At 67.6% G+C, this 24,611-nt stretch carries 21 protein-coding genes; 7 read left to right on the top strand and 14 right to left on the bottom strand.

All coding sequences use genetic code 11. The features are described 5' to 3' along the window. Window positions 1-72: 72 nt before the first annotated feature. Window positions 73-1,197 carry a pyoverdine biosynthesis transaminase PtaA gene (gene ptaA / locus ACM0M4_RS14290; protein WP_003120067.1) on the top strand — a complete coding sequence of 375 codons (1,125 nt, stop codon included), beginning with the start codon at window positions 73-75 and terminating at the stop codon, window positions 1,195-1,197. A gap of 149 nt (window positions 1,198-1,346) precedes the next feature. Here the strand turns inward: ptaA and tpx are convergent, their stop codons facing one another. From tpx to ACM0M4_RS14275, 3 genes are all read right to left on the bottom strand, one after another. Beyond that, window positions 1,347-1,844 (bottom strand): thiol peroxidase, encoded by a 498-nt coding sequence (tpx, locus tag ACM0M4_RS14285; protein ID WP_003089950.1) that lies wholly within the window; start codon window positions 1,842-1,844, stop codon window positions 1,347-1,349. A gap of 134 nt (window positions 1,845-1,978) precedes the next feature. Further along, window positions 1,979-3,328 carry an alanine/glycine:cation symporter family protein gene (locus ACM0M4_RS14280; RefSeq protein ID WP_003113324.1) on the bottom strand — a complete coding sequence of 450 codons (1,350 nt, stop codon included), beginning with the start codon at window positions 3,326-3,328 and terminating at the stop codon, window positions 1,979-1,981. A gap of 155 nt (window positions 3,329-3,483) precedes the next feature. Further along, window positions 3,484-4,395, bottom strand: coding sequence for a LysR family transcriptional regulator (locus ACM0M4_RS14275; RefSeq protein WP_003120066.1), 912 nt, complete (start codon window positions 4,393-4,395; stop codon window positions 3,484-3,486). 118 nt (window positions 4,396-4,513) lie between these two features. Here ACM0M4_RS14275 and ACM0M4_RS14270 point away from each other — a divergent pair, with 118 nt between their 5' ends. Next, window positions 4,514-5,509, top strand: coding sequence for an aldo/keto reductase (locus ACM0M4_RS14270; RefSeq protein ID WP_003113326.1), 996 nt, complete (start codon window positions 4,514-4,516; stop codon window positions 5,507-5,509). A 230-nt stretch (window positions 5,510-5,739) separates the two neighbouring features. Here ACM0M4_RS14270 and ACM0M4_RS14265 read toward each other — a convergent pair whose 3' ends face one another. The 9 genes from ACM0M4_RS14265 to ACM0M4_RS14225 form a co-directional block, all read right to left on the bottom strand. Next, complete coding sequence (locus ACM0M4_RS14265; protein ID WP_003089962.1) at window positions 5,740-6,675, bottom strand: phosphatidate cytidylyltransferase; 936 nt, start codon at window positions 6,673-6,675, stop codon at window positions 5,740-5,742. Between the two features lies 1 nt (window position 6,676). Next, window positions 6,677-7,306, bottom strand: coding sequence for a lysophospholipid acyltransferase family protein (locus ACM0M4_RS14260; protein ID WP_003113327.1), 630 nt, complete (start codon window positions 7,304-7,306; stop codon window positions 6,677-6,679). A gap of 11 nt (window positions 7,307-7,317) precedes the next feature. Next, window positions 7,318-7,770: a hypothetical protein gene (locus tag ACM0M4_RS14255; protein ID WP_003158539.1), complete on the bottom strand. Its 453-nt coding sequence runs from the start codon at window positions 7,768-7,770 to the stop codon at window positions 7,318-7,320. Then, window positions 7,763-9,112, bottom strand: a complete 1,350-nt coding sequence (locus ACM0M4_RS14250; protein WP_003116853.1) for a phosphatase PAP2/dual specificity phosphatase family protein — start codon at window positions 9,110-9,112, stop codon at window positions 7,763-7,765. The genes ACM0M4_RS14255 and ACM0M4_RS14250 overlap by 8 nt, the downstream gene beginning before the upstream one ends. Next, a complete protein-coding gene (locus tag ACM0M4_RS14245; protein ID WP_004349997.1) occupies window positions 9,112-10,872 on the bottom strand; it encodes a bifunctional alpha/beta hydrolase/class I SAM-dependent methyltransferase in 1,761 nt (586 codons plus the stop codon). Before ACM0M4_RS14245 ends, ACM0M4_RS14250 begins: the two co-directional genes overlap by 1 nt. Window positions 10,873-10,961: 89 nt before the next feature. After that, complete coding sequence (locus tag ACM0M4_RS14240; RefSeq protein ID WP_003122639.1) at window positions 10,962-11,597, bottom strand: CDP-alcohol phosphatidyltransferase family protein; 636 nt, start codon at window positions 11,595-11,597, stop codon at window positions 10,962-10,964. Window positions 11,598-11,731: 134 nt separating this feature from the next. Beyond that, window positions 11,732-15,397 (bottom strand): translocation/assembly module TamB domain-containing protein, encoded by a 3,666-nt coding sequence (locus tag ACM0M4_RS14235; RefSeq protein WP_115288774.1) that lies wholly within the window; start codon window positions 15,395-15,397, stop codon window positions 11,732-11,734. Continuing rightward, the gene (locus ACM0M4_RS14230; RefSeq protein ID WP_004343881.1) at window positions 15,394-17,133 is read right to left on the bottom strand and encodes an autotransporter assembly complex protein TamA; all 1,740 of its coding nucleotides are present in this window, start codon (window positions 17,131-17,133) and stop codon (window positions 15,394-15,396) included. Before ACM0M4_RS14230 ends, ACM0M4_RS14235 begins: the two co-directional genes overlap by 4 nt. Window positions 17,134-17,266: 133 nt before the next feature. After that, window positions 17,267-17,980 (bottom strand): GNAT family N-acetyltransferase, encoded by a 714-nt coding sequence (locus tag ACM0M4_RS14225; protein WP_115288773.1) that lies wholly within the window; start codon window positions 17,978-17,980, stop codon window positions 17,267-17,269. A 144-nt stretch (window positions 17,981-18,124) separates the two neighbouring features. On the opposite strand from ACM0M4_RS14225, the gene xthA reads away from it, so the two are divergent. After that, window positions 18,125-18,937, top strand: a complete 813-nt coding sequence (gene xthA, locus ACM0M4_RS14220; protein WP_003104469.1) for an exodeoxyribonuclease III — start codon at window positions 18,125-18,127, stop codon at window positions 18,935-18,937. Between the two features lie 109 nt (window positions 18,938-19,046). Here the strand turns inward: xthA and ACM0M4_RS14215 are convergent, their stop codons facing one another. Further along, window positions 19,047-19,478 carry a VOC family protein gene (locus tag ACM0M4_RS14215; protein WP_017001941.1) on the bottom strand — a complete coding sequence of 144 codons (432 nt, stop codon included), beginning with the start codon at window positions 19,476-19,478 and terminating at the stop codon, window positions 19,047-19,049. A 94-nt stretch (window positions 19,479-19,572) separates the two neighbouring features. Between ACM0M4_RS14215 and ACM0M4_RS14210 the strand changes: the two genes are divergently transcribed. The 4 genes from ACM0M4_RS14210 (at window position 19,573) to ACM0M4_RS14195 (ending at window position 23,282) form a co-directional block, all read left to right on the top strand. After that, window positions 19,573-20,487 (top strand): LysR family transcriptional regulator, encoded by a 915-nt coding sequence (locus ACM0M4_RS14210; protein WP_115288772.1) that lies wholly within the window; start codon window positions 19,573-19,575, stop codon window positions 20,485-20,487. 59 nt (window positions 20,488-20,546) lie between these two features. After that, window positions 20,547-21,941 (top strand): substrate-binding domain-containing protein, encoded by a 1,395-nt coding sequence (locus ACM0M4_RS14205; protein ID WP_077149087.1) that lies wholly within the window; start codon window positions 20,547-20,549, stop codon window positions 21,939-21,941. Between the two features lie 149 nt (window positions 21,942-22,090). After that, window positions 22,091-23,134, top strand: coding sequence for a TerC family protein (locus tag ACM0M4_RS14200; RefSeq protein ID WP_023115945.1), 1,044 nt, complete (start codon window positions 22,091-22,093; stop codon window positions 23,132-23,134). Continuing rightward, complete coding sequence (locus ACM0M4_RS14195; RefSeq protein WP_023115944.1) at window positions 23,091-23,282, top strand: hypothetical protein; 192 nt, start codon at window positions 23,091-23,093, stop codon at window positions 23,280-23,282. The genes ACM0M4_RS14200 and ACM0M4_RS14195 overlap by 44 nt, the downstream gene beginning before the upstream one ends. Before the next feature lie 42 nt (window positions 23,283-23,324). Here ACM0M4_RS14195 and ACM0M4_RS14190 read toward each other — a convergent pair whose 3' ends face one another. Beyond that, the gene (locus tag ACM0M4_RS14190; protein WP_003089998.1) at window positions 23,325-24,554 is read right to left on the bottom strand and encodes an acyl-CoA dehydrogenase; all 1,230 of its coding nucleotides are present in this window, start codon (window positions 24,552-24,554) and stop codon (window positions 23,325-23,327) included. Window positions 24,555-24,611: the final 57 nt, after the last annotated feature.

Raw genomic sequence — 24,611 nt, 5'->3', positions numbered from 1 at the left:
TCCACTCTGGTGACACACGCCCGAGAGGAACCCACCGCACGCATATCCCATTCGGTACACGGAGGTGAAGCTATGCCCGCTTTGAGTCGTCGTTCGTTCGTGACCCTGACCGCCCTGGCCTCCAGCAGCATCCTGCTGAGCCCGCGAGCCTTCGCCGGGAGCGGCGCGACAAGCGCCGCCGGGAAGCCGCAAGAGACCTTCCTGGATTTCAACGAAAGCCCCTACGGCCCCTCCGCCAAGGCCAGGGCCGCCATGCAGCGGGCGGCCGCGCTCTGCGGCCGCTACGACTACGACGCGCAGGACGCCCTGGTCGGCCTGTTCGCCAAGCAGAACGGCATCCCCGCCGAATGCGTGCATGCCTACTGCGGCTCGCGCCAGCCGCTGCAATACGCCGTCGCGGCGTTCACCGGCAAGGAGCGCAGACTGGTCATGGCCGATCCCTCCTACGACTCCGTGGTCGGCGCCGCCCAGGTCCAGGGGGCGAAGGTCGCTGCCGTGCCGCTGGACGCCGAGGCGGCCCACGACATCGAGCGCATGCTCGCCGCCGCGCAACGCGACGCCGGGCTGATCTATATCTGCAACCCGAACAACCCGACCGGCACCCTCACCCCGCACGAGCGGATCGTCAGGGCGATCGAACGCAAGCCCGAGCGCAGCGTGGTGCTGGTCGACGAGGCGTATATCCATTTTTCCGACGCACCCAGCGTCGTTGGCCTGGCCATCCAGCGCCAGGATGTGCTGGTCCTGCGTACCTTCTCGAAACTCTACGGGATGGCCGGCGCCCGGCTCGGCCTGGCCATCGGGCATCCGCAGCTGCTGGCGCGGCTGGAGCGCTTCGGCGGCCACAACGTGGTGCCCTCGCCGACCGCCCACGCCGGGCTGGAAAGCCTGCGTGACGACGATCTGGTGCCACGGCGCAAGCAGCAGAACGCAGAGGTCCGCGAGCGCACCATCGCCTGGCTGCGCCAGCAGGGCTTCCGCTGCACCGCCTCACAGTCCAACTGTTTCATGGTGGATATGCGCCGTCCCGCCGAGCTGGTCATCGCCGAACTGGAGAAACAGCGGGTGCACGTCGGCCGCCCGTGGGCCTCCTGGCCCAACTGGGTCCGCGTGACGGTAGGCAGCGAGGAAGAGATGCAGGCGTTCCGGAGCGCCTTCGCCAGCGTCAGCCGGCGCCACCAGGTCGCCATGCGCTAGCGCTGCGTCTCTGCGACGCAGGGCGGATGACCGCGCCGCGATTATCCGCCCTGCTCATGGCCCGAGGCGAGCAGCCAAGGGATTCGGGTTCGCCCGTTACCAGCCAGCCTGGCTGACGGTCATGGGACGAAGCGGGTTGGCCGTGGGGCTCAGAGAGCCGCCAGGGCCGCCGCGTAGTTCGGCTCGTCGGCGATTTCGCCGACCAGTTCGCTGTGCAGCACCTTGTTCTGCTCGTCGAGCACCACCACGGCGCGCGCGGCCAGGCCGGCCAGCGGGCCGCTGGCGATGGCCACGCCATAGTTCTCGAGGAACTCGCGACCGCGCAGGGTCGACAGGTTGACTACGTTCTCCAGGCCTTCGGCGCCGCAGAAGCGCTTCTGCGCGAACGGCAGGTCGGCGGAGATGCACAGCACCACGGTGTTGGCCAGCTTGCCGGCCTCGACGTTGAACTTGCGCACCGAGGTGGCGCAGGTCGGGGTGTCGACGCTGGGGAAGATGTTCAGCACCTTGCGCTTGCCGGCGAAGTTTTCCAGGGTCACGTCGGCGAGGTCGCCGCCGACCAGGCTGAAGGCCGGAGCCTGGGCGCCTTTCTGCGGGAGCTGGCCATCGACGTTGACCGGGTTGCCCTTGAGAGTCACTTGAGCCATTGCGTTGATCCTTCTAGTCAGTGAGAAGCCGCCGGCCCTGTGGCCGGCGGCGGAAGCATTCGGGGCCGGCGACGATGCTAGCACGCTTTACCCGAGCGAAAACCTCGGGTTTGAGCGTCGCCGTCCCCCGAGGCTCAACTCCTGGCCTTGGCGAAATACTCCCGGGTCAGGCGGAACACCACCGGACTCAGCAGCAGCAAGGCGATCAGGTTGGGAATCGCCATCAGCGCGTTGAGGGTATCCGCCACCAGCCAGGCGAAGTCCAGCTGGGTCATGGCGCCGAACGGAATCGCCAGGGTCCAGACGATCCGGAACGGCAGGATCGCCCGGGTGCCCGCCAGGTACTCCCAGCAGCGCTCGCCGTAGTAGCTCCAGCCGAGGATGGTGGTATAGGCGAACACCACCAGGGCCAGCGACAGGATGTAGTGGCCGACGCCCGGCATCGCCGCCTCGAACGCCGCCGAGGACAGCGCCGCGCCGCTGGCGCCGCTGGTCCAGACGCCCGAGGTGATGATCGCCAGGCCGGTCAGGCTGCAGATGATCAGGGTATCGATGAAGGTGCCGAGCATACCGATCAGGCCCGAACGCACCGCGCTATGGGTCGTGCCGGCGGCCTGGGCGATGCCGGCGGTGCCGAGGCCGGCCTCGTTGGAGAAGATCCCGCGTGCGACGCCGAAACGGATTGCCGCCATCACCGCTGCGCCGGCGAAGCCGCCGGTGGCGGCGATCGGCGTGAAGGCGTGGGTGAAGATCAGTTGGAACGCGCCGGGAATCGCCTCGGCATGGACCACCAGGACGATCACCGAGGCGACGATGTAGCCGACGCACATGAAGGGCACCAGGGCTTCGGCGACCTTGCCGATACGGCGGATGCCACCAAGGATCACCAGCCCGGTGACGAGCATGGTGGCGACCCCGGTGACCCAGTCGGGCACGCCGAAGGAAACCTCAAGGGCATCGGCCATGCTGTTGACCTGGACCATGTTGCCGATACCGAAGCCGGCGAGCCCGCCGAACAGCGCGAAGGCCGCGCCGAGCCAGGCCCAGCGCTTGCCCAGACCGTTCTTGATGGCATACATCGGACCGCCGACGTGTTCGTTGCGCTCATCCTTCTCGCGGTAGTGCACCGCCAGCACCACTTCGGAGAACTTGGTGGCCATTCCCACCAGCGCGGTGCACCACATCCAGAACAGCGCGCCCGGGCCGCCGAGGAAGATCGCCGTGGCCACCCCGGCGATGTTGCCGGTACCGACGGTGGCCGCCAGGCAGGTCATCAGCGCCTGGAACGGGCTGATCTCGCCGCTGCTCTCGTCATCCTTGCTACGCCCCTGCCAGAGCAGGCGAAAGCCGACTCCCAGGCGCACCAGGGGCATGAACTTCAACCCCAGCATCAGGTACAGGCCGGTGCCGAGAATCAGCACCAGCATCAACGGCCCCCAGACCACGCCGTTCAGGTCGACCACCCACTTCTGCAAGCTTTCCATCAGCGATCCTTATTCTTGTTCGAATGAATGCGGCCTGGCGGCAGCGGGCATCCGGAACTCGGACGAACATCCCTGCTCGACAGGCCAAGGCTGCCGATCCTAACGAGGTTCTCTCGGCGAAATCGAGAAAAATCTTCGCCCGGAAAGCCTGCGTCTCATTGCGTCTCGCCGGCCGCCTGGCGACCGAACAGTTCCACCAGCCAGTCGACGAACACCCTCACCCGCGGCGACAACTGGCGCTGCGAGGGATACACGGCATGCAGCGGCAGCGATGGCGGCAACCATTCTCCGAGCACTTGTCGGAGGCTACCGTCGGCCAGGCCGGCGGCGACGTGATAGTGCGGCGCCTGGATCAGCCCGAGCCCGGCCCGGCAGGCGGCGACGTAGGCATCGGCGTTGTTGACGCTGACCCGGCTGCGCATCGGCAACGTGCGCAGACGCCCGTCGACGCTGAACTCGAAGTCGAAGGTACGCCCGCTGGAAGGCGACTGGTAGTTCACCGCGAGGTGCCCGCCGAGCTCGGCGAGCTGCCGCGGATGGCCATGACGCTCCAGGTAGGCGGCGCTGGCGCAGGTCACCTGCGGCAGGTCGGCCAGGTGCCGGCCGACCAGGCTGGAATCGTGCAGCTCGCCGACCCGCAGCACGCAGTCCGCGCCCTCGCGCAGCAGGTCGACCAGGCGATCGTTGCTGCTCAACTGCAGCTCCAGTTCCGGGTAGCGCTCGCAGAACTCCGGCAGGAACGGAATCACCCGCATCCGCCCCAGTGCGCCCGGCAGGTCGACCCGCAAGCGCCCGCGCGGGTTGTTCAGGACGCGTGGAAAGCAGCTTTCCGCCTCCTCCAGGTCCGCCAGCAGGCGCACGCAACGCTCGTAGTAGGCCTGCCCGTCGAGGGTCAGGCTGACCTGGCGGGTGGTGCGCTGCAGCAACTGCACGCCAAGGTGCGCCTCCAGTTGCTGGATCGCCTGGGTCACGCTGGCGCGCGGCAGCTCCAGGCTGTCCGCGGCCTTGCCGAAGGCGCCCAGCTCGACGATGCGGGTGAAGGCCTGCATGGCCTGGAAACGATCCATCGGACACCCTCGATTATTTGGAAAATACGAATGGTAAAACCGTAATTATGGGCTTTATCCAGACAAATGCAGAGCGAAGAATGACGACGTTTTCCTTCCCTCCCGCGAGGCTCGACACATGAAAACCCGTCAACTCGGCCACAACGGCCCTTCCGTCTCCGCCATTGGCCTCGGCTGCATGGGCATGACCGACTTCTACACCACCGGCGGCGACCGCCAGGAGGCCATCGCCACCCTGCATCGCGCCGTGGAACTCGGGCTGAACTTCTTCGATACCGCCGACATGTACGGCCCGCACAGTAACGAGGAACTGCTCGGCGAGGCCCTGCGCGGCAAACGCGAGCAGGTGTTCCTGGCCAGCAAGTTCGGCATCGTCCGCGACCCTGCCAATCCCCGGGCGCGCGGCGTCGACGGCAGCCCGGCGTACATCCGCCGCGCCATCGAAGGCAGCCTGAAGCGCCTCGGTACCGACCGCCTGGACCTGTACTATCAGCACCGCATGGACCCGCAGGTACCCATCGAGGACAGCGTCGGCGCCCTCGCCGACCTGGTGAAGGCCGGCAAGATCCGCCACATCGGTCTCAGCGAAGCCTCGGCGGAAACCCTCGAGCGTGCCCACCGGGTGCACCCGATCAGCGCGTTGCAGAGCGAGTACTCGCTGTGGACCCGCGATCCGGAGGACACCGGGGTGCTCGCCGCCTGCCGTCGCCTGGGCATCGCCTTCGTCCCCTACAGCCCGCTGGGCCGAGGTTTCCTTACCGGCACCCTGAAGCGCCCGGAAGACTTCGCCGCCGACGACTACCGTCGTTTCAGCCCGCGCTTCCAGGGCGAGAACTTCGCGAAGAACCTGAAGCTGGTGGACAAGGTCGGCGAACTGGCCGCAGCCAAGGGCGTGAAACCCTCGCAACTGGCGCTGGCCTGGGTGCTGGCGCAGGGCGATGACCTGATCCCGATTCCCGGCACCAAGCAGCGGCGCTACCTGGAGGAGAACGTCGCCGCGACGGAATTGCGCCTGAGCGCGGCGGAACTGGCCGAGCTGGATGCGATCTTCCCCGCCGAGGCGGTCGCCGGCAGTCGCTATAGCGAGGAAGGCATGCGCCTGGTCAATCTCTGAGACAGTGAAGCTGCAGTCACGTCCCCGTATGCCGGAGCCTGGTTGTAGGGCGAATCACCGCTTGCGGTTATCCGCCGCTTATCCGGGGTTTCGGCGGATACCGCCTGTGACGGTATCCGCCCTACGGGTCTCTATCGCTCGCAATTTCCTGGCTGCCTACACGGCGGGAAAACGACGACGGGGCGGCCGCCATCGGCAACCGCCCCGCTCCCCTCGGCGCCAGGCGAACCTCAGGGCGTCCACCAGTAGCGCACCACGTGGAAGAAGATCGGCGCGGCGAAGCACACCGAGTCCAGGCGGTCGAGCATGCCACCGTGGCCTTCGATCATGTGCCCCCAGTCCTTGACCCCACGGTCGCGCTTGATCGCCGACATCACCAGGCCGCCGAAGAAGCCCAGCAGGTTGATCAGCAGCGCGATCAGCGCCGCCTGCCAGAGGTTGAACGGGGTGATCCACCACAGCGAGGCGCCGATGGCGGTGGCCAGGGCGATGCCGCCGACGAAGCCTTCGACGGTCTTCGACGGCGACAGGTTGGGAGCGATCTTGCGCTTGCCGAACAGCTTGCCGCAGATGTACTGCATCACGTCGGAGAGCTGCACGACGATCACCAGGTAGGCGATCAGCAGCAGGTTGCGCCCCTCGAAGCCGGGGATGTCGAGGGTCAGCAGCGCCGGCACGAAGGAGATACAGAACACCGCCAGCATCAGGCCCCACTGCACTTTCGAGGCGCGCTCGAGGAAGTGCTTGGTGTCGCCGCCCAGCGAGGCGAGGATCGGCAACAGCAGGAACACGTACACCGGGATGAAGATCGAGAACATGCTGTACCAGTCGATGTAGATCAGCAGGTACTGCATCGGCAGCACGAAGTAGAACGCCGCCACCAGCGCCGGGTAGTCGCTGCGCCGGGTCGGGGTGAGGGTGATGAACTCGCGCAGGGCGTAGAACGACACGCCATAGAACAGCAGGATCACCGCCGCCTGGCCAAGCCAGAAGGCGAAACCGATCACCAGGACCATCGCCCACCAGGCGTTGATCCGCGCGTTCAGGTTGTCGATCACCGCGTTCGGGCCGGGACCGGCGCGCCACTTGAGGACGAAGCCGACCAGCGAGGCGAGCAGCAGCAGCGCGCCGATCCCGCCGAAGAGCATCCAGGTCTGTTCGTTCATCTCAGGCCTCCTCTTCCGGCGCCAGGTCCAGCAGGGCCATGCGCGCTCGTTCGAGGAACGCCTCCTTGCCTTCTTCCGCCGTGGCGACCAGCGGCTTGCCGAAGCTCAGGGTGCAGAGCAGCGGCAACGGCAGCATGCGGCCCTTGGGCATGACCCGGTTGAGGTTGGCCAGCCAGACCGGCACCAGCTCGACGTCCGGGTGGGCCAGGGACAGGTGGTAGATACCGCTCTTGAATGGCAACAGCTTGACCTCGTCGTCCAGGTTGCGGGTGCCCTCGGGGAAGATGATCAGCGAATCGCCGCCGTCCAGGGCGCGGTCGAGGGGTTCGAGCGGATTGGCATTGGCCTCGCTGCGCTGGCGGTCGACCAGCACGCCGTTGAACACCTTGTTGATCACGTAGCTGCGCAGGCCGGCCTTGTTCCAGTAGTCGGCGCCCGCCACCGGCCGGGTACGCCGCCGCACCTCCGGCGGCAGCGAGGCCCAGAGCAGGACGAAGTCGCCATGGCTGCTGTGGTTGGCGTAATAGATGCGTTGCTTGGGGATCGGCGTGGTGCCCAGCCAGAGGCTGCGCAAGCCGGTGATGGCGCGGGCGCCGGCGATGATGCCATAGGCGACGACTGATTCGAGCATGGGAAGACTCTTCAGGTTTGAGCGTTGAATAGAGGGACCGACAACAGGCACGACAAGGCCAGCAGGAACTGGGCGCCACAGGCCAGCGCCTGCCAGCGTAGCAGGCGCAGGGCGCCGCGGCTGCGCTGGTGCCAGGTGCGCCCTGCGGCGTCCGCTCGGGCCAGGCCGAGATCGGCCAGGGCCCGGTCCAGGTCTTGGGTCTGCGCTTCCAGCCTGTCGCCGACGCGGCTGAAACGTTCGAACAGTTCGGCGTCCAGGGCCACTCGCAGCGCCCAGTACTTCTGCCACAGGCCGAGCAGGGCGATCGCCAGCATCGCCGCAGCGAAATAGCGCCAGCCGATGCCCTGCACGGCCTGGTACAGGCCCAGCCCGATGGCCAGCAGGGTCAGTGCGGCGGACAGCCGGTCAAGCTCGCGGCCACGGCGCAGCAGGGCCGCCACCAGGGCCAGGGTTTGCTCAGGCATGGCGCACCTCGCCCAGTTCCGCCGATGGCTCCGGCACGCTCCCGCTCAGCGCCGCGAGGGTCCGCCGCTGGGCCTCGCCCAGCAGCACTTGCGGTCGCGCCCGACGTAACACCGCCACGGCCGACTCGACGTCCGCCGCGCGGCCGCTGAGCAGCAGCCAGGCGGCGACCAGCGTGGCGCTGCGCGAATAGCCCAGGGCACAGGCCACCAGCAGCGGCCCTTGCGCCAGCAGTTCGTCGATCAGCACCGCGGCGCGCCGGCAGTCCTCGACGTCCGGCGCGACCAGGTCGAGCAACGGCAGGCTGCGATAGGCCAGCCCCTGCGGCTCGCAGGAAAGTTCGGCGGTAGCGTCGAGCAATGCGCGGAAGCGGCCGTCGGCCAGTTCCGCGGACGACGGCAGGCGCCCCAACCAGAGGCCCGGCAGCACCTCGTCCGGCTGCGGCCGGCGACGGGTCCAGAGCCAGGCGTTGATCCGCGCGGCAAGCAGATATGGCGCCAGCAGCCAGCGCGCGGCGGCGCTCAGGCGGCCAGTGCTGCCCTTCTGGAAGCCGGCGGCGCCGAACAGCAGGTAGTTCAGCGCCACCAGCGCCAGCGCCAGCGCCGGCCAGCACAGCCACAACGCCGCACCGCCGACGGCAAAGGCGACGGCGGCGCAGGCCAGCGCGCCGAGGCCGTAGCGAGCGGCCAGCCGCCGCCGTTGCCGGTCGCGGCTCAGACTGGCGCGGGCGAACGGCGCGGGCTGCGCCTGCGGCCACAGCCAGACGCACAGCCAACCGGCCAGCGCGCCGGTGGGCACGTCGATGAAATGGTGCTGCCAGGTGGTCAGCACCGACAGCCCGATCAGCGCGAACCAGCCATGCAGCAGCCAGCGCCAGGCGCCGCTGGCGTAGCGCGCGTAGCAGACCCAGAGCACTACCAGCAGGGCGATGTGCAGCGACGGTGCCTGGTTGTACGGTTTGTCGAACCCCATCAGCACGTCGAACAGCCAGCCGAACACGCCGCCCAGTTCCGGCCGTTCGAAGGTGAAGCGCAGGGGGAACAGCAGGAAGCAGGTCACCGACAGCACCTGGGCGCTGAGCAGGCGCAGGCAGTGGGTGTCCAGCTCGCGCTTGTCCCGCGGCAACAACAGCGACAGGCCGTAGAGCAGGTCGATCGACCAGTACGGCAGGATGGTCCAGGGCCACAGCGGCATCCCGCGTTCCCAGTCGAAGACCAGGCTGCCGACGTCGCCGCGCTGGCTGGTCAACCAGTTGGCCAGGCCATAGCTGGCGAAGAAGAACGGGCCGAGGAACAGCAGCCAGAGCACCGCCCGCTTCAGTACCCCCGGCTCGCGCGGCGCCATCAGCGGGCGACCTTCTGCGCCAGCGATACGCTGAAGATGCCCCACTGGTCGACCCGCTGGGTGATCTTGCGGAAGCCGGCGGCGGCCACCAGTTGGTCCATTTCCGCCTGGGTCCGGCGCCGCATCACCCAGGCCTGGCCCTGGCGGTGGCTGGTCAGCGCGCGGGCGATCAGTTCCAGCTGCGGGTGCCAGGGCTGTCCGGTGTAGACCAGGTAGCCGCCCTCCTCCAGCGCCTCGCCGAGGCCGGCGAGGGAGTCGCCGACCATGCGGTTGTCGGCGAACAGCTCGTAGAGCCCGGAAACCACCCCGAGGCTCGGCTTCGGTTGCAGCGCCGCCAGGTCGGCGCGATCGAAGGCGTCGCCCTTGACGAAGCGGGCGATGCCGGCGAGGCCCTTGCTTTCGATCAGGGCGCTGCCGTCACGCACGTTGATCTCGCTGTAGTCGCGCAGGAGGATGCTTTCCGGCAGCGGCTCGACGCCTTGCAGAGCTTCGAGGATGTAGCGGCCGTGGCCGGCGGCGATGTCGACGATGCGCACCTCGCGCTGCTCCTCGCGCAACCGCTGCATGGCCAGGCGCAGCAGCTCCTCGGCGTGCAGCTTGCGCTGGCGGATGCCGCGCCAGCCGATGGAGTCCAGGTAGTTGCGGTCGATCAGGCGACCCAGCGGGCCGCTGCCGCTGGGCTGGTTGCGGTAGACATAGTCGAGGGTGCTGCCGGAATCGAAACCGGTGTCGAAGCCCAGCTTGACCCCGTCCGACCACAGGCTGCCCAGGCGCAGCCCGGCACGGGTGGCGCGCCAGTAGAGATCGCGCGGCGAGTTCTTCGGCAACGGCGCGGCCAGCGCCTCGGCCTCGGCGCAGGTATGGCCCAGGCGGTCGGCATCGAGCAGGCTCGGTCGTTCAGGTGCCGTGGCGAATGCCTCGAGGAGGAAGCGCCGGGCACGGCCGACGGCCAGGTGACGATCGCGCTCGCCAAGGGTGTCGTGGAAGAAGCCGGGCAGGATGTGCTTTTCCTTGCGCAGGCTGCCGAGACGCTCGAAGAAGCGCTCCTGCGGCGCACGATGGACGACGAAGTCGGCCCCGGAAATCAGCAGTTGGGTGGGAATCTGGATCGCCTGTGCGTCCGCTACCACCCGCTCGGCAGCTTCGTAGAGGCCGAGCAGGACGTTCACCGAGATCGCCTTGGCGATCAGCGGGTCGCTGTCGTAGGAGGCGATCCGCTGCGGGTCGTGACTGAGGAAGCGTGCCTTGACATAGCTGTTGACGAAGAAATTGCCGCGCCACAGGCGCATCAGTTTCAGCCCGCTGCGGGCGAACGGCACGTAGAGCTTGACCTGGAACGCCGGCGAAGCCAGCACCAGTGCGCGCACCTTCGGCGCGTAGTCGTGGGCCCAGGTGGAAACCAGCACCGCGCCGACGCTCTGCGCCACCACCGCCATCCGCTCTTCGGCGATACCGTGGACGGCCTGGATATGGTCGACGAAGGTCTGTACGTCGCGCACGCTGGTGGCAAAGCTCGGGCTGTCGCCGCGGGCGCCTGGCGAGAGGCCGTGGCCACGGGCGTCCCAGGCGAAGAAGTCGTGTTCCGGCAGGTCGAGTTCGTCGACCAGGTGGGCGATCCGCCCGGAGTGCTCATGGCCGCGGTGGAACAGCAGTACCGCCTGGCGCGTGCCGTCCGGCGCCGGGCGGCTGGCCGGCCAGTGGCGGTAGAAGAGCTCTACCCCGTCGTGGGTGGTGAAACGCAATTCCTGTACGTCGCGCATGTGATGTCCCTATGTCGTTGCCCCGGCCGGGATCCCGGCGGGGTTGCTTCCTGCGGGCGCCCACCTCCATGGCGTTCGCCCGTTCCCTCTCAGGCCTGGCCGTCGCTGCCCCGTCGACTCGCGGCCAGCTCGGCCAGGCCCTGGCGCACGCGGTTGCCGATGGTCAGCAACAGCAGGGCCGCGATCAGCAACATCAGCCAGTCGATCCAGGCCAGCGGCAACAGGCCGCTGGCCACCCCGGCGCCGATCACGCCGAAACACAGCGCCCGGTCGCTCTTGCCCATCGGGCCGTCGTAGCGGCGCGAAGCGCCGACCATGGTGCCCAGCGCGCCGGCATATTCGCTGATCACCGCCAGCAGCACCACCAGCACCACCCACAGCGGGTTGACTCCCGGCAACAGGGCGAACGGCAGGTACAGGCCGCTGTCGGCGATCACGTCGGTAAGTTCGTTGAGGTAGGCGCCCAGGTCGGATTTCTGGCCGAACTCGCGGGCGAGCATGCCGTCCACCGCGTTCAGCGCCATGCGCAGGAACATCCACAGCGGAACGAGGGCGAACAGCCAGAGATGGCTGGCGAAACCGGCGACCAGCGCGCCGACCAGCAGCGACAGCAGGCAGGCCGCCAGGGTCACCTGGTTGGCAGTGATGCCGCGCCGGTAGAGGCGCTGCACGCCGGGACGAAGAAGATTCTGAAAGCGCGGTTTGAGTTGATAGACGGAAATCATGTCAGCCAGTCCTTGTGCCGAGTTGCTTCGGGCACCGACCTGGCGGTCGGCGCCCGCTCCATTCTACGACGTCGATGCGCCGCTAAAAGTGACACACTTTTATGCGTTACGCATGGTCCGTATCAGCGCATCCGTCAGAAATCGCGCTTGAAGAACAGGTCCAGCGAACTGGCCAGGCCGCTCGCCGCTTCGAGATAGAGGCGTTTGGTCAACTGGTAGCGCAAGGCGATGGTATTTGCCGGTTCGAACACTCCAACACCATAGCGCAGGCTGAGCTTGTCGGTGATATTCCCGCTGGCGACCACGCTGGTGCTGTTGCCGGTGCCCTCGGTGTCCAGCTGGAAGTCCTGGATGCCGAGCTGCTTGGCGATTTCCCCGGTGAGCGGTGCGCTACCGGCCAGGCCCAGGGCCAGGGCCGCCTCGCCGAGCATGTTGCTGTCTTCGCCGGTGCTCATCGGTCGCCCCAGCACCAGGTAGGACAACGCCTGCTCCTGGCTCATCGCCGGTTCGGAGAATACCGCGCTGGTCGGCTGCTCGGCGCTGCCGGTCAGGCGCAGGCCGGCGACCACGTCGTCGACCCGGCGGATCGCCTCGATATCCAGGTACGGCTGGTCGATCGGTCCGGCGAAGAACAGCCGCGCCCTACGGATCGTCAGGCGCTGGCCGTAGGCACGATAGCGGCCCTTGTTCAGGTTCAGCTCGCCGCGGGTATCCAGGTTGTCGCCGATGTGCAGGTGGCCGGCCAGTTCGGCGCTGAGGCCGAAGCCGGAGAACGCCAGCTTGTCCTGGCCGACCTCGACATCGATGTCCATCTTCATCTTCAGCGGCTGCTGCTCGGGCTGCTCGGAGCCGACGATCACCGCGTCGTCGGAGACCCTGACCGTGGATGGCGGCAACTGGCGGATGGTGATGTCGCCACGCGGCACCAGGACCTTGCCGGAGATCGCCAGCTCCTGCCCGGCCATGCCGATCTTCAGGTCCGGTTCCACCTCCAGTTGCGCATAGGGATCGACCACCACCGGCAGGCGGTTGCCACGGATGTTCAGGGCGACGTTCAGCGCGTCGCCCCAGCTCAGGTTGCCGGACAGGCTGCCCTGGCCGTACCTGCCGCTGCGCCAGCCGCCGCCGAGTTCCAGGCTTTCGCCAGCGATGCGAGCGTCGAGGGAAAGGTTCTCGAAGCTGGTCGGCAGCTCGCCGCCGCCAATGTTGCCGTCGCTCAGCGTCACCCGTCCGTCGACCCGCGGCGCCAGCAGGCCGCCGGACAGCCGGCCGCTGCCGTTCAGCCTGCCTTGCAGTTTCTCCACCATCGGCACGAACGGGCGCGCCAGCGACAGGTCGAGGCCGGCCAGGCTGAACTCGCCGCTCAGCGGCTTGCTCGCCGGGCGCGGGTCGATCTGCGCCTGCACCCGCAACTCGCCGAGCTTCGGTCCGCGGAAGTCGAGGGAGGTATCGACGCGGTTGGGCGCCAACCGGCTCTCCAGGCGCAGGCTGTCGTAGCCGACGTCGACCCACTGGCCCTGGTCGCGCAGGCGCAGCGTACCGCTGCCGGCGTCCAGGCTGACCACGCCGCTCGGGCCGCGGGCCGGAACGTCCAGTTGCAGGTCGCCGTTCAGCTTGCCCTGCCAGGCGAAGTCCTCGGGGAACCATTGCTTCAGGCTGTCCAGCGGGAAGTCGCGCAGGGTGTAGCGCAGCCGCGGCTCGGGCAGCAGGCGCTGCTCGCCGCCGCAGAGGCTGGCGGCGCCGGATACCCAGCAATGTGCGCCGAAATTGACCCTGCCGTCGGCCAACCGCTCCAGGCGCGCCGGCTGCTGTAGTTTCCAGTCCTGGCCGCCACTGCTCAACTCGCCGCGCGCCAGGCGACCGCGCCAGTTGCCGCGCTCCAGTTGCCCGTCGAAGGCCAGGCCGAGCTTGAGCAAGGCACCTTGCAGGTCCAGTTCCAGTTGCTGGCGGCGTTGGTCGCCGCGGGCATTGGCCTTGAACAGGCCGAGGTCGGTTTCGCCGCTGCGCAGGCCGGAAGCGACCAGCGCCAGGGTGCCGTTCTGCCGGGCATCGAGGTTCGCCTGCAGGTCGAGGCCGGCGATGCGCTGCTCGGCGTAGGCGATCTGCTGTCCCTTGAGGTTCAGCCTGCCTTGCGGCGCCGCGAGGCTGCCAGCCAGGTCGAGGCGTCCGTCGAGGCGACCGAAGAGTTGCGGCCAAAGCTGGCCGAGACGGTTCAGGGCGATGTCCAGGCGGCCTTGCAGGCGCTGGTCGAGCGCCCCGCTGCCCTGAACCTTGTTATCCCCCAGGCGCAGGTCGAGGTTGCCCATCGTCCAGCGCTGCCCCTCGCCTTCGGCGCGCGCCTGGAATAGAGCCGGCTGGCCGCGCAGGCGGCCCTTGACGTCGAGATCCACGCCCAACGCCAGCCGCTCGTCGCGAACACTTCCCTGGCTACGCAAGGGACCGGCCAGTGAACCCGGCAGCTCGGCGACCCAGTAAGCCGGGTTCAGTTCGCTGAGCTGCAGGGCGGTATCCCAAGCCACGCCATTGTCGAAACGCAACGTCACCCTCCCCTCGGCCTGGCCTTGCCCGGCGCGGAGCTGCAGCGACGGCAGGTTGAGCTGGACGAGGTCGCCGGACACCGGGCTGGCCAGCGTGAAGTCGCCCGCCGGACCGCTCGCCGCCGCGCTGAAATTGCCCAGGTAGCGCTGGTCCTGGTAATGCACTTCCGCCTTGAAGGTCTTCAGCGTCACCGGCGGCGGCTCCTCCAGCGGATACAGGCGCAGCCAGGGGAAGTCCTTCCAGTCCAGGGTCGCGTCGGCGGCCAGGCTTTCGCGCCAGTCCAGGCGTCCGACCAGCTCCAGGCGCTGCTCGCCGCCAGCGTCCAGGCGCAGTTGGCGGATATCCGCGCCCTGGGCGTCGACCCGCCCGTCCAGGCTCAACGCCACCGCCCCGCCCTCGCCCGGCAGGCTGGCGCCACCGCGGATCAGGTAACCGCTCTTGAGATCGCCGCCGGCATCGAGCTGGATGGCATTCAGGGTCAAGGTGTCCGGTAGTCCGGCCGCACCCTTGAAACCGTCGGCGCGGATCAGCAATCGTGCCGGCAGGTTTTCCGCCAGCGCCTGCAACTGTCCTTCCAGGCTGCCGTCCAGGTAACCGCTGCTGCGGCCTTTCAGGGTCAGCGCCTGCTGCAGCTCACCGCCGACCTGGACGGCCAGCTTCCACGGCTTGCCTTCGGGAGCGGGCAGGCCGAGCGTGGCTTCGGCCTGCAAGGGCCAGTCGCCGCTCGGCTGCAAGCGCCCCTGGAGCGCCAGGTCCAGGCCGAAGCCCCGCGCCGTCAGCGAGTCGATGTGCAGGCCATCGGCCAGCCAATGGGCCGCCAGCTTGAGTTCGGCGACCTGCTGGTTGCCGTCGAGCAGGAAGCTGCCGACCGCCACTTCGCCGAGCTCGATGCTCAGCGGCAGTTTCAGCGTCGGCAGGCTGATCGGCCCGCTGTCGGCGCTGTCGCCGCTCGGCGGCAGGTTCAGCGCGACCCGTTCGGCGGCCACCCGCTGCAGGCACAGGCGCAGCCCCGCCAGGCAGGCCGGCGACCAGCGCAGTTCCGGCCGCTCGACGACCAGTTGCGTACCGTCCTGCGCCCAGGACAGTCGCTGTGCCTGCCAGGCGCCACCGAGGCGACCCTCGAAGCCGCTGACCTGCAGGCCCGGCACGCGGCCGAGCAGCCAGGCGCTGCCGGTCTGGGTGCCGAGCAGCGCAGCGAGTCCCAGGAGCAGCGCGAGGAGCAGCCCGACTATGGCCAGCAAGGTGATCTTCAGCGCCTTCACAGTTCTGGCCCCATGGAGAAGTGCAGGCGGAAACCGCCGTCGTCGTCGAGCGCATGGGCCAGGTCGAGGCGCAACGGGCCGACCGGCGAGACCCAGCGCACGCCGAAGCCGACCCCGGTCTTGATCGACGGGAAGTCCAGCGAGTTGAAGGCGTTGCCCTGGTCGACGAAGGTCGCCAGGCGCCAGCGCTCGGCCAGCGGATATTGATACTCGACGCTGCCGGCGATCATGTAGCGGCCGCCGATCTTGTCGCCATCGGAATTCTCCGGCGACAGCGTCCGGTAGTCGTAGCCACGCACGCTCTGGTCGCCGCCGGCGAAGAAGCGCAGCGAGGGCGGGATCGACTTGTAGTCGTTGGTGGCGATTCCGCCTACCTGCAGGCGGCCGAGCAGGCGATGGCCGCCGGCGAAGCTGGTCAGGCCCTTGGCCATGGCGTCGACATGGAGGACGTCGGCGTCGGCCAGCAGGCCTTCCTTCGCCCCCTTGACGTTGAACTGCAGGCGGTAGCCATGGCTGGGGTCGACCTTGTTGTCGGTCTCCAGCAGCGAGTAGCCGATCCCCGGCATCAGGAAGCTGCTCAGCCCGGAGTCGTCGCCCAGCTTGTACTCCTCGCGCATCCAGTTCAGCGAAACCACCCGCTGCCAGCCATCGGGCCGCTTGCTGTGCCATTCGCCGCCAAGGGTCAGCAGCTTGCTCTCGGTGTCGACCAGGTCTTCGAACTGGTAGCCGCTGGTGAAGCGCAGCTTGTCGGTGAGCGGCGGATCGAGGGGAATCTCGTACCAGGCGCCGACGTTCTGCCGTGGTGCGGAGATTTCCGACTCGAATCCCAGGCTATGTCCTTCGGCATTCACCCAATGGCGGGTCCAGTTGAACCTCGCGCGCGCCCCGACGTCGGTCGAGAAACCGAGGCCGACGCCCATGGTCCGGGGCTTGCGCGCCTCCAGCCGGACCGCTACCGGGATCGCCTGGCGCGCGCCGTCGGCCTGCGCCTGGGTCGGCGCGGCGTCGACCCGCACGCCCTCGAAGTAGCCGCTGGATTGCAGGTTCTGGTTGAGTTCGGCGATCAGTTCGGAGTCATAGGGTTGGCCGGCCTTGAACGGCACCATGCGGCGCAACAGTTCTTCCTCGATGATCGAGTCGCCGTCGAAGCTCACCTTGCCGAAGGTGTAGCGCTGGCCGCTGTCGTAGACCAAGTCGATGTCGGCGATGCCGGCGCGCGGATCGATGCTCAGGCGCTGGGTGCTGAAGCGGCCCTGGAAGAAGCCGTAGCGCGAGGCCTGGTTCTGGATCAGCCGCTTGGCGTCCTCGTAGACGCCCTGGTTCAGCTTCGCGCCCGGTTTCAGCTGCTTGCCCGACGGCAAGCGGAAGCTCTCCAGGCTGGCGGCCTCGCCGAGCACCTGGATATTCACCTGGCGCAGGCGCACGGGCTCGCCGGGCACTACCTTGAGCGTGAGCTTCGGCGGCTTGCCGTCCTTCACCTCGCTGTCGATCTGCGCCTGGAAGTAGCCGAGCGCCTGGGCCGCCTTTTCCGCCTGTGCCTCGGCATTGCGGCGGAAACGTTGCAACGCCGCCTCGTCCCGCTCGCCGAGGCTACCCACATAGGCCTCGATATTGGCCTTCAGGGCGGCATTGGCGGGGGTGACGCGCACGCTAAGCTGGCTCTCCGCGAAGGCGGCCGTACTCAGGCACAGCAGCCCGGCCAGCGGGAACCGGAACAATCCTTGAGTCAGTCTCATGGCGCGGATGCTACGCAGGCGGGTGGCGCGCGTCCAGATTTGCGCGGACGCCGCCGACCACCTCCTGACATTCGGGTTTTATGACGCCAAGCGCCTGACAGGCATGGCTTTTCTCGCGCGTCCGGGGGAACGCTCAGGTCGCCGCCGGCGTCTCGCCAGGATGCAGGAGGACGTGCTCGCGCACCGCTCCCAGCGTCACCTCGCCGATCTCGCGGTAGCCGTGCCGCTGGTAGAAGTCCAGGTAGCGCGCATTGCCGGTATCCAGGACCAGCCCCTGCGAAGCGGAGTCCTCGGCGCACCAGCGCTGCACGGCGGCCAGCAACTGCTCGCCGATCTGCCTGCCCTGGTACTCGGGATGCACGCCGAGCATCGGCAACTGGTGGTGGGGGCCGACCGGCAGGCAGGCCTGCACCGCCCGGTGGTAATCCAGGTAGCGCCGGGTCGCGGCCAGGCCGACGCTGAACAGCATGCGCAGGCGCCAGCTCCAGCTCTCGGTGATATCCAGGCGCCGCTGCGGCGGCGTGATCAGGGCCGCCGCGACCAGCCGATCGTCGATGAACAGGCCGATGGCCGGCAACTCTTCGCCCAGATGGCGCTCGACCATCTCCCGGACGCAGGCACGCACGCGCTGGTCGTAGCCGGCGCGCTGCGCATCCATCAGGTAGGCGAAGGTCGGTTCGTGGCGGTAGGCGTGGTAGAAAAGCGAGCGGACTTCGCGGCTATAGCCGTCGTCGAGCAGACGAACATCGGAGACCTGATCAGGCATGGAACGCATTCCTTGTCGGCCACCGGCGCAGCGACACGCACGCTTCGCCACGGCGATTGGTCGAGCGGATGGCCTGGCCATCCCCGTCCGCGGCAGACCACAGGGCCGGCAAGGCGCCAAGCCACACAGCCATCGGGTACCCGGCGGACACTAGCACAGCGCCTCCAGGGTCGCCAGGCATCCCCCGGCTGGGCTAGCATTCCTGTTTTTGCCAGGACGCCCACCATGAAAATCGTCTCTTTCAATATCAACGGTCTGCGCGCCCGGCCGCACCAGTTGGCGGCGCTGATCGAGCGGCACCAGCCCGACGTGATCGGGCTGCAGGAAACCAAGGTCGCCGACGACCAGTTTCCCCAGGCCGAGATCGAGGCGCTCGGCTACCACGTCCACTACCACGGGCAGAAAGGCCACTACGGCGTCGCCCTGCTCTCCCGCCAGGCGCCCCTGGAACTGCATCGCGGCTTCCCGAGCGACGGCGAGGAATCCCAGCGGCGCTTCATCTGGGGCACCTTCAGCGACGCCCAGGGCAACCCGATCACCGTGATGAACGGTTACTTCCCGCAAGGCGAGAACCGCGAGCATCCGACCAAGTTCCCGGCCAAGCAGCGCTTCTACGCCGATCTCCAGTCGCTGCTGGAGAACAGCTTCAAGCCCGAGCAGGCCCTGGTGGTGATGGGCGACATCAATATCTCGCCGGAGGACTGCGACATCGGCATTGGCGAGGAAAACCGCAAGCGCTGGCTGAAGACCGGCAAGTGCAGCTTCCTGCCGGAAGAGCGCGAATGGCTGGCTACCTTGAAGAACTGGGGCCTGGTCGACAGCTTCCGGGCCCTGAATCCGGAGGTGAACGACCGCTTCAGCTGGTTCGACTACCGCAGCCGTGGCTTCGAGGACAACCCCAAGCGCGGCCTGCGCATCGATGTGATCCTGGCCAGCCGGGTGCTGCAGTCGCGCTTCAAGGACGCCGGCATCGACTACGACCTGCGCGGCATGGAGAAACCCTCCGATCACGCCCCGATCTGGCTGGAACTGGCCTGAGGCTCAGCCCAAGGAAAAGGCTCATCCCCGGATGAGCCTTCAGGCGATCGCTACCTGGTCCGGGCGATCTCGCCGACGCCGCCCCCCTATCCGGCGCGGGGCCTTTCCCTCAGGCAGGATTGTCCACCCGCGCCCCCTTCAGCTCCACTCGATTGCCATCCGGGTCGAAGAAGTACAGCGACCAGCCGTCGCCCTCGGCGCCGAAGCGGATTTCCGCGGGAACCTGCGGGACCAGGCCGAACCCCTCGAGATGGGCGACCAGCGCGGCCTCGTCGAACGGCTCGATGCGCACGCAGAAATGGTCGACGTTGCGCCCTTCCCCACCCGGAGCCGCACCGCCCTCCCGGCCGAGCGCCCCGGACACCGCGACCAGATCGAGCATCGACGTGCCCAGGCGCAGATGGGCCAGCTCCAGGTCGTCGCGCCACTTCACCACCACGCAACCGAGGACATCGCGATAGAACGCGATGCTGCGTTCCAGGTCGCGGACCCGCAGGACGATGTGATCGAGACGTTCAACGACGAAGGGTTGCATGGTCATTCACCTCTTGGACCGTGGACTATGGCAAGACTTTAGCCAGCACACCTCGGGTTGATAATGGTTTAATCCCTGATTCATTGATTACTGACAGTGAATTATCCCCGTGGATCACCTCACCGCTCTCAAGGTCTTCCGCGCCGTGGCCGCGAATGGCGGCTTCGCCGCCGCGGCCCGGCAGATGAATCTCTCGCCGGCCGCCGTGAGCAAGAACGTCGCCGAGCTGGAAGCGCACCTCAAGGTGCGCCTGATCAATCGCACCACCCGCAGCATGAGCCTGACCGAGGCCGGCGAAGTCTACCGGCAGCGCCTGGAGCGCATCCTCGACGACCTCAAGGCCGCCGACGCCGCGCTCACTTCGATGCAGCAGGGCCCCAGCGGCCTGCTGCGGGTCAGCGCCCCGCTGACCCTCGCCCTCACCTGCCTGACCCCGGCCATTCCGGCTTTTCTCCAGCGTTATCCGGAGCTGCGCCTGGAACTGCTCCTGCAGGACGGCCGCCAGGACCTGATCGCCGAAGGCATCGACCTGGCCCTGCGTGGTAGCGACCGGGTTGCGGACTCCGGCCTGGTCGCCCGCCCGCTGCTGGTCCTGGAGCACGTGCTCTGCGCGGCGCCGGCCTACCTCAGTCAGCATGGCCAGCCGCTGCGGCCGGAGGCCCTGCGCGAACACGAGTGCATCCGCTTCAGCCTCTCTGGCCATGCCGACCGCTGGACCTTCCGCAAGGACCGCGAGTGCATAGCGGTGCCTATCGCCGGCCGTTACCGGGTGTCCTCCAGCCTGGCGGTGCGCGATGCCCTGCTCGCCGGCTTCGGCTTGAGCCTGATCCCACGGCTGTACGTACAGGCGGAACTGGCCGAAGGCCGCCTGGTTGAATTGCTGGCTGACTGGAAGGCCGACGAGACGGCGATCCACGCGGTCTATCCATCGCGCCAACTGGCCGGCAAGACCCGGGTGTTTCTCGACTTCCTGACCGAGACAATGGCGCAGGGCCATGATTCCCCAACGCTGTAACCTTAGCGTCACCCGTCTGACTTAATCTCGCCGGCAAATCCCTTCCCCCATAGAAGACGATGCCCGCGATGCCACACCGCCAGCGCGCCAGTGACAAAGACCTCTGGAGCCGTACCCTGAGCCTGGTTTTCCTCGGATTCCTCTGTTACGCCTTCCCCTGGTCGGTATTCGCCGCCCCCTTGCCGATCCCCACGGACGACACGCCGGCGCTGCGCATCCAGGGTTCCAACACCATCGGCGCGAAGCTCCTGCCGGCCCTGGTCGAGGGCCTGATGGAAGAGGAAGGCCTGGAGGATATCCGCCGTACCCCCGGAGAACGGGAAAACGAACTCCATCTGATCGGCAAGAGCCGCGACGGCCGCCTGGTGAGGGTGGAGCTATCCGCCCACGGTTCGAGCACCGGCTTCACCGCCCTCCTCGAACGCCACGCCGAACTCGCCGCGGCCTCGCGTCCCGTCAAGGACAGCGAAGTTCGCGCCCTGGCCGGCTTCGGCGACCTGCGCAGCCCATATGCCGAGCAGGTGATCGCCATCGACGGACTGGCGATCATCCTGCATCCGGACAACCCGCTGGCCTCGCTGGACACCGCGCAACTGGCGGCGGTGTTCGCCGGCGAGGTGCGTACCTGGGAAGAACTGGGCGGCAAGGGCGGCGCCATCCGCCTGTACGCTCGCGACGAGCAGTCCGGCACCTACGACACCTTCAAGGAACTGGTGCTGGCCAGTCACGGCAAAAGCCTGGCCAGCGACGCCCGCCGCTTCGAATCCAACGATCGGCTGGCGGCCGCGGTGAGCGCCGATCCGCACGCCATCGGCTTCGTCGGCATCGCGTCGGTGGGCCGGGCCCGCGCCTTGGCCATCGCCGACGGCGAATCGCTGCCGATGGCGCCCCAGGAAAGCCTGATCGCCACCGAGGACTATCCGCTGTCGCGCCGCCTGTTCCTCTACCTGAAGCCCGGCGAGAAGAACCCCTGGGCCCAGGCCCTGGTACGTTTCGCCCAGGGCCCGCGCGGCCAGGCGATCGTCACCCGCAGCGGCTTCGTCGCGCAGAAGATCCAGGCGGTGCAGATCGCACCGCGCCCGCAGATGCCCGCCGAATACCGCAAGCTCGCGGAACAGGCGCGGCGCCTGACGGTGAACTTCCGCTTCCAGGAAGGCAGCGCGCTGCTCGACAACAAGGCACTGCTCGACGTACAGCGTTTGCTGGACTACCTGCGGCAAAATCGGAAGTTGCAGGAGCGCACCGTGCTGGTGGGCTTCGGCGATCCCAAGTCCGACGCCGAGCGCTCGGTCCTGCTTTCGCGCCTGCGCGCCATGGCCGTGCGCCGCGAACTGGCCCGCGGCGGCGTGAGTTTCCGCGAGATCGCCGGCTTCGGCGACGAGTTGCCGGTCGCCAGCAACGACCAGGAACTGGGCCGACAGAAGAACCGGCGGGTGGAAGTCTGGGTCTACTGAACGCTGTAGCACTTTGTAACCTCGCCGTTTTGCCGGCGCCCGGAGCCTGGTTTATTTTTTCCGAGTGACTGCGGGCCCCTCTGACGGTAAGCAATTGCCGCCATGTCGGAGTCACATGACCATCCGACAATTCGAAGCGAGGGGGCCCAATGGCAGCTCTGCATGCATTTCTCACCGAACCGTTCCTCGGTACGGCTACCTGGTTCTGGCTGGCCTTCCTGGCCATCGTCATCGTTCTCCTGGTCCTCGACCTCGGCGTGCTGCAACGCGACCACCACGAAATCGGCGTGCGCGAAAGCCTGCTGCTGTCCGCCGGCTACTTCGCCTGCGGCCTGGCCTTCGGCGGCTGGGTCTGGTACGCTTTCGGCCCCACCAGCGCGGTGGAGTACTACACCGGCTTCCTGGTCGAACAGTCGCTATCGATGGACAACGTGTTCGTCATGGCGATGATCTTCAGTTTCTTCGGCATCCCCCGCCGCTACCAGCACCAGGTGCTGTTCTGGGGCATCCTCGGCGCCATCGTCCTGCGGGCGATCATGATCGGCCTGGGCGCCGCGCTGGTGAAGGAATTCGACTGGATCATGTACGTGTTCGGCGCCTTCCTGCTGTTCAGCGGCGTGAAGATGCTGTTCAACAAGCACGAGGAAGAACCCGACCTGGAGCACAACCCGGTGCTGCGCTTCCTGCGCAAGCACATGCGGGTGACCAAGGAACTGCACGAGCATCACTTCTTCGTCCGCCTGCCGGACGCCAGCGGCAAGCTGGTGCGCTACGCCACCCCGCTGTTCTTCGCCCTGGTGCTGATCGAGCTGGCCGACCTGGTGTTCGCGGTGGACAGCGTGCCGGCGATCTTCGCCATCACCCAGGACCCGTTCATCGTCTACACCTCGAACATCTTCGCCATCCTCGGCCTGCGCGCCCTGTACTTCTCGCTGGCGGCGATGATCCACCGCTTCGTCTACCTGAAGTACGCCCTGGCCCTGGTGCTGGTGTTCATCGGTGCGAAGATCATGCTCCACGGTGTGATCGGCAAGATTCCCGCCGGCCTCTCGCTTGGCGTAACCTTCGGCCTGCTGGCGGGCGGCATCCTGCTCTCCCTGCTGAAGACCCGCACGCCGAAAGCCACCGTCGAGGACAAGGCCGAACCGAATGCCGAACACGCTCTGGATCGAACGTCTGGACACCCACACTGAACCTTTTTGGCGGGTCCGCCTCGGCACGCGCGGGATCTGCTTCCGCAACGAGCGGGCGGCCCGCGAGTTCGCCGCCCTGCTGCACAGCCGTCGCGCGTGGCAGCTGGAACGCAACGCCGAGGAAAAAGGGGCGGAGTCCCCGGAATGAAAAAGGCCCGCATCCGCGGGCCTTTCCCGTATACCACAGCCGTCAGCGGCTGCTGCGCAGCATCTCCCTGGGCACATACTTGCCCAGCTCGAACTTGCCGATCGCCGCGCGGTGCACCTCGTCCGGACCGTCGGCCAGGCGCAGGGTGCGCTGCATGGCGTACCAGTAGGCCAGCGGGAAGTCGTTGGAAACCCCGGCGCCACCATGCATCTGGATCGCCCGGTCGATCACCTTCAACGCCACGTTGGGCGCCACCACCTTGATCTGGGCGATTTCGCTCTGGGCGATCTTGTTGCCCACGGTATCCATCATGTAGGCGGCCTGCAGGGTCAGCAGGCGCGCCATGTTGATCTCCATCCGCGAGTCGGCGATGTGGTCGATGTTGCCGCCCAGGCGCGCCAGCGGCTTGCCGAACGCGGTACGGCTGACCGCGCGCTTGCACATCAGTTCGAGGGCGCGTTCGGCCATGCCGATGGAGCGCATGCAGTGGTGGATGCGGCCCGGGCCGAGGCGCCCCTGGGCGATCTCGAAACCGCGGCCCTCGCCGAGGATGACGTTCTCGTAGGGCACCCGTACGTTCTCGAACAGCACTTCGGCATGGCCATGCGGCGCGTCGTCGTAGCCGAACACCGGCAGCGGGCGGAGGATCTTCACCCCGGGGGTGTCGACCGGTACCAGGATCATCGAGTGCTGCTGGTGGCGCGGCGCGTCCGGGTTGGTCAGGCCCATGAAGATCAGGATCTTGCAGCGCGGATCGCAGGCGCCGGAAGTCCACCACTTGCGCCCGTTGATCACCCAGTCGTCGCCCTGGCGCTCGGCGCGCGCCTCCATATTGGTGGCGTCGGACGAGGCCACGCCCGGTTCGGTCATGGCGAAGGCCGAGCGGATCTCGCCGCTCAGCAGCGGTTCCAGCCAGGTGCGCTTCTGCTCCTCGCTGCCGTAGCGCACCAGCACCTCCATGTTGCCGGTATCCGGCGCGGCGCAGTTGAAGGGTTCCGGCCCGATCAGCGAACGGCCCATGATTTCCGCCAGCGGCGCGTATTCGTGGTTGGCCAGCCCGGCACCGTACTCGGACTCGGGCAGGAACAGGTTCCACAGCCCTTCGGCCTTGGCCTTGGCCTTCAGCTCTTCCATGATCGCCGTCGGCTGCCAGCGGTCGCCCTCGGCGACCTGGCGCTCGAACACGGCTTCGGCGGGATAGACATGCGCTTCCATGAACGCGCTGACGCGTTCACGCAGCTCCTGGACCTTGGGGGAATAGGCGAAATCCATGGGGGATACCTTCTGACGGGTTGGCAAGCGAGGCATCGGACAAAGGCGCTGGTAACG

The sequence above is a fragment of the Pseudomonas sp. 18-147 genome, from assembly GCF_051048045.1.
Lineage (GTDB): Bacteria > Pseudomonadota > Gammaproteobacteria > Pseudomonadales > Pseudomonadaceae > Pseudomonas > Pseudomonas aeruginosa.
This window is presented reverse-complemented; position numbering and strand designations above follow the sequence as displayed.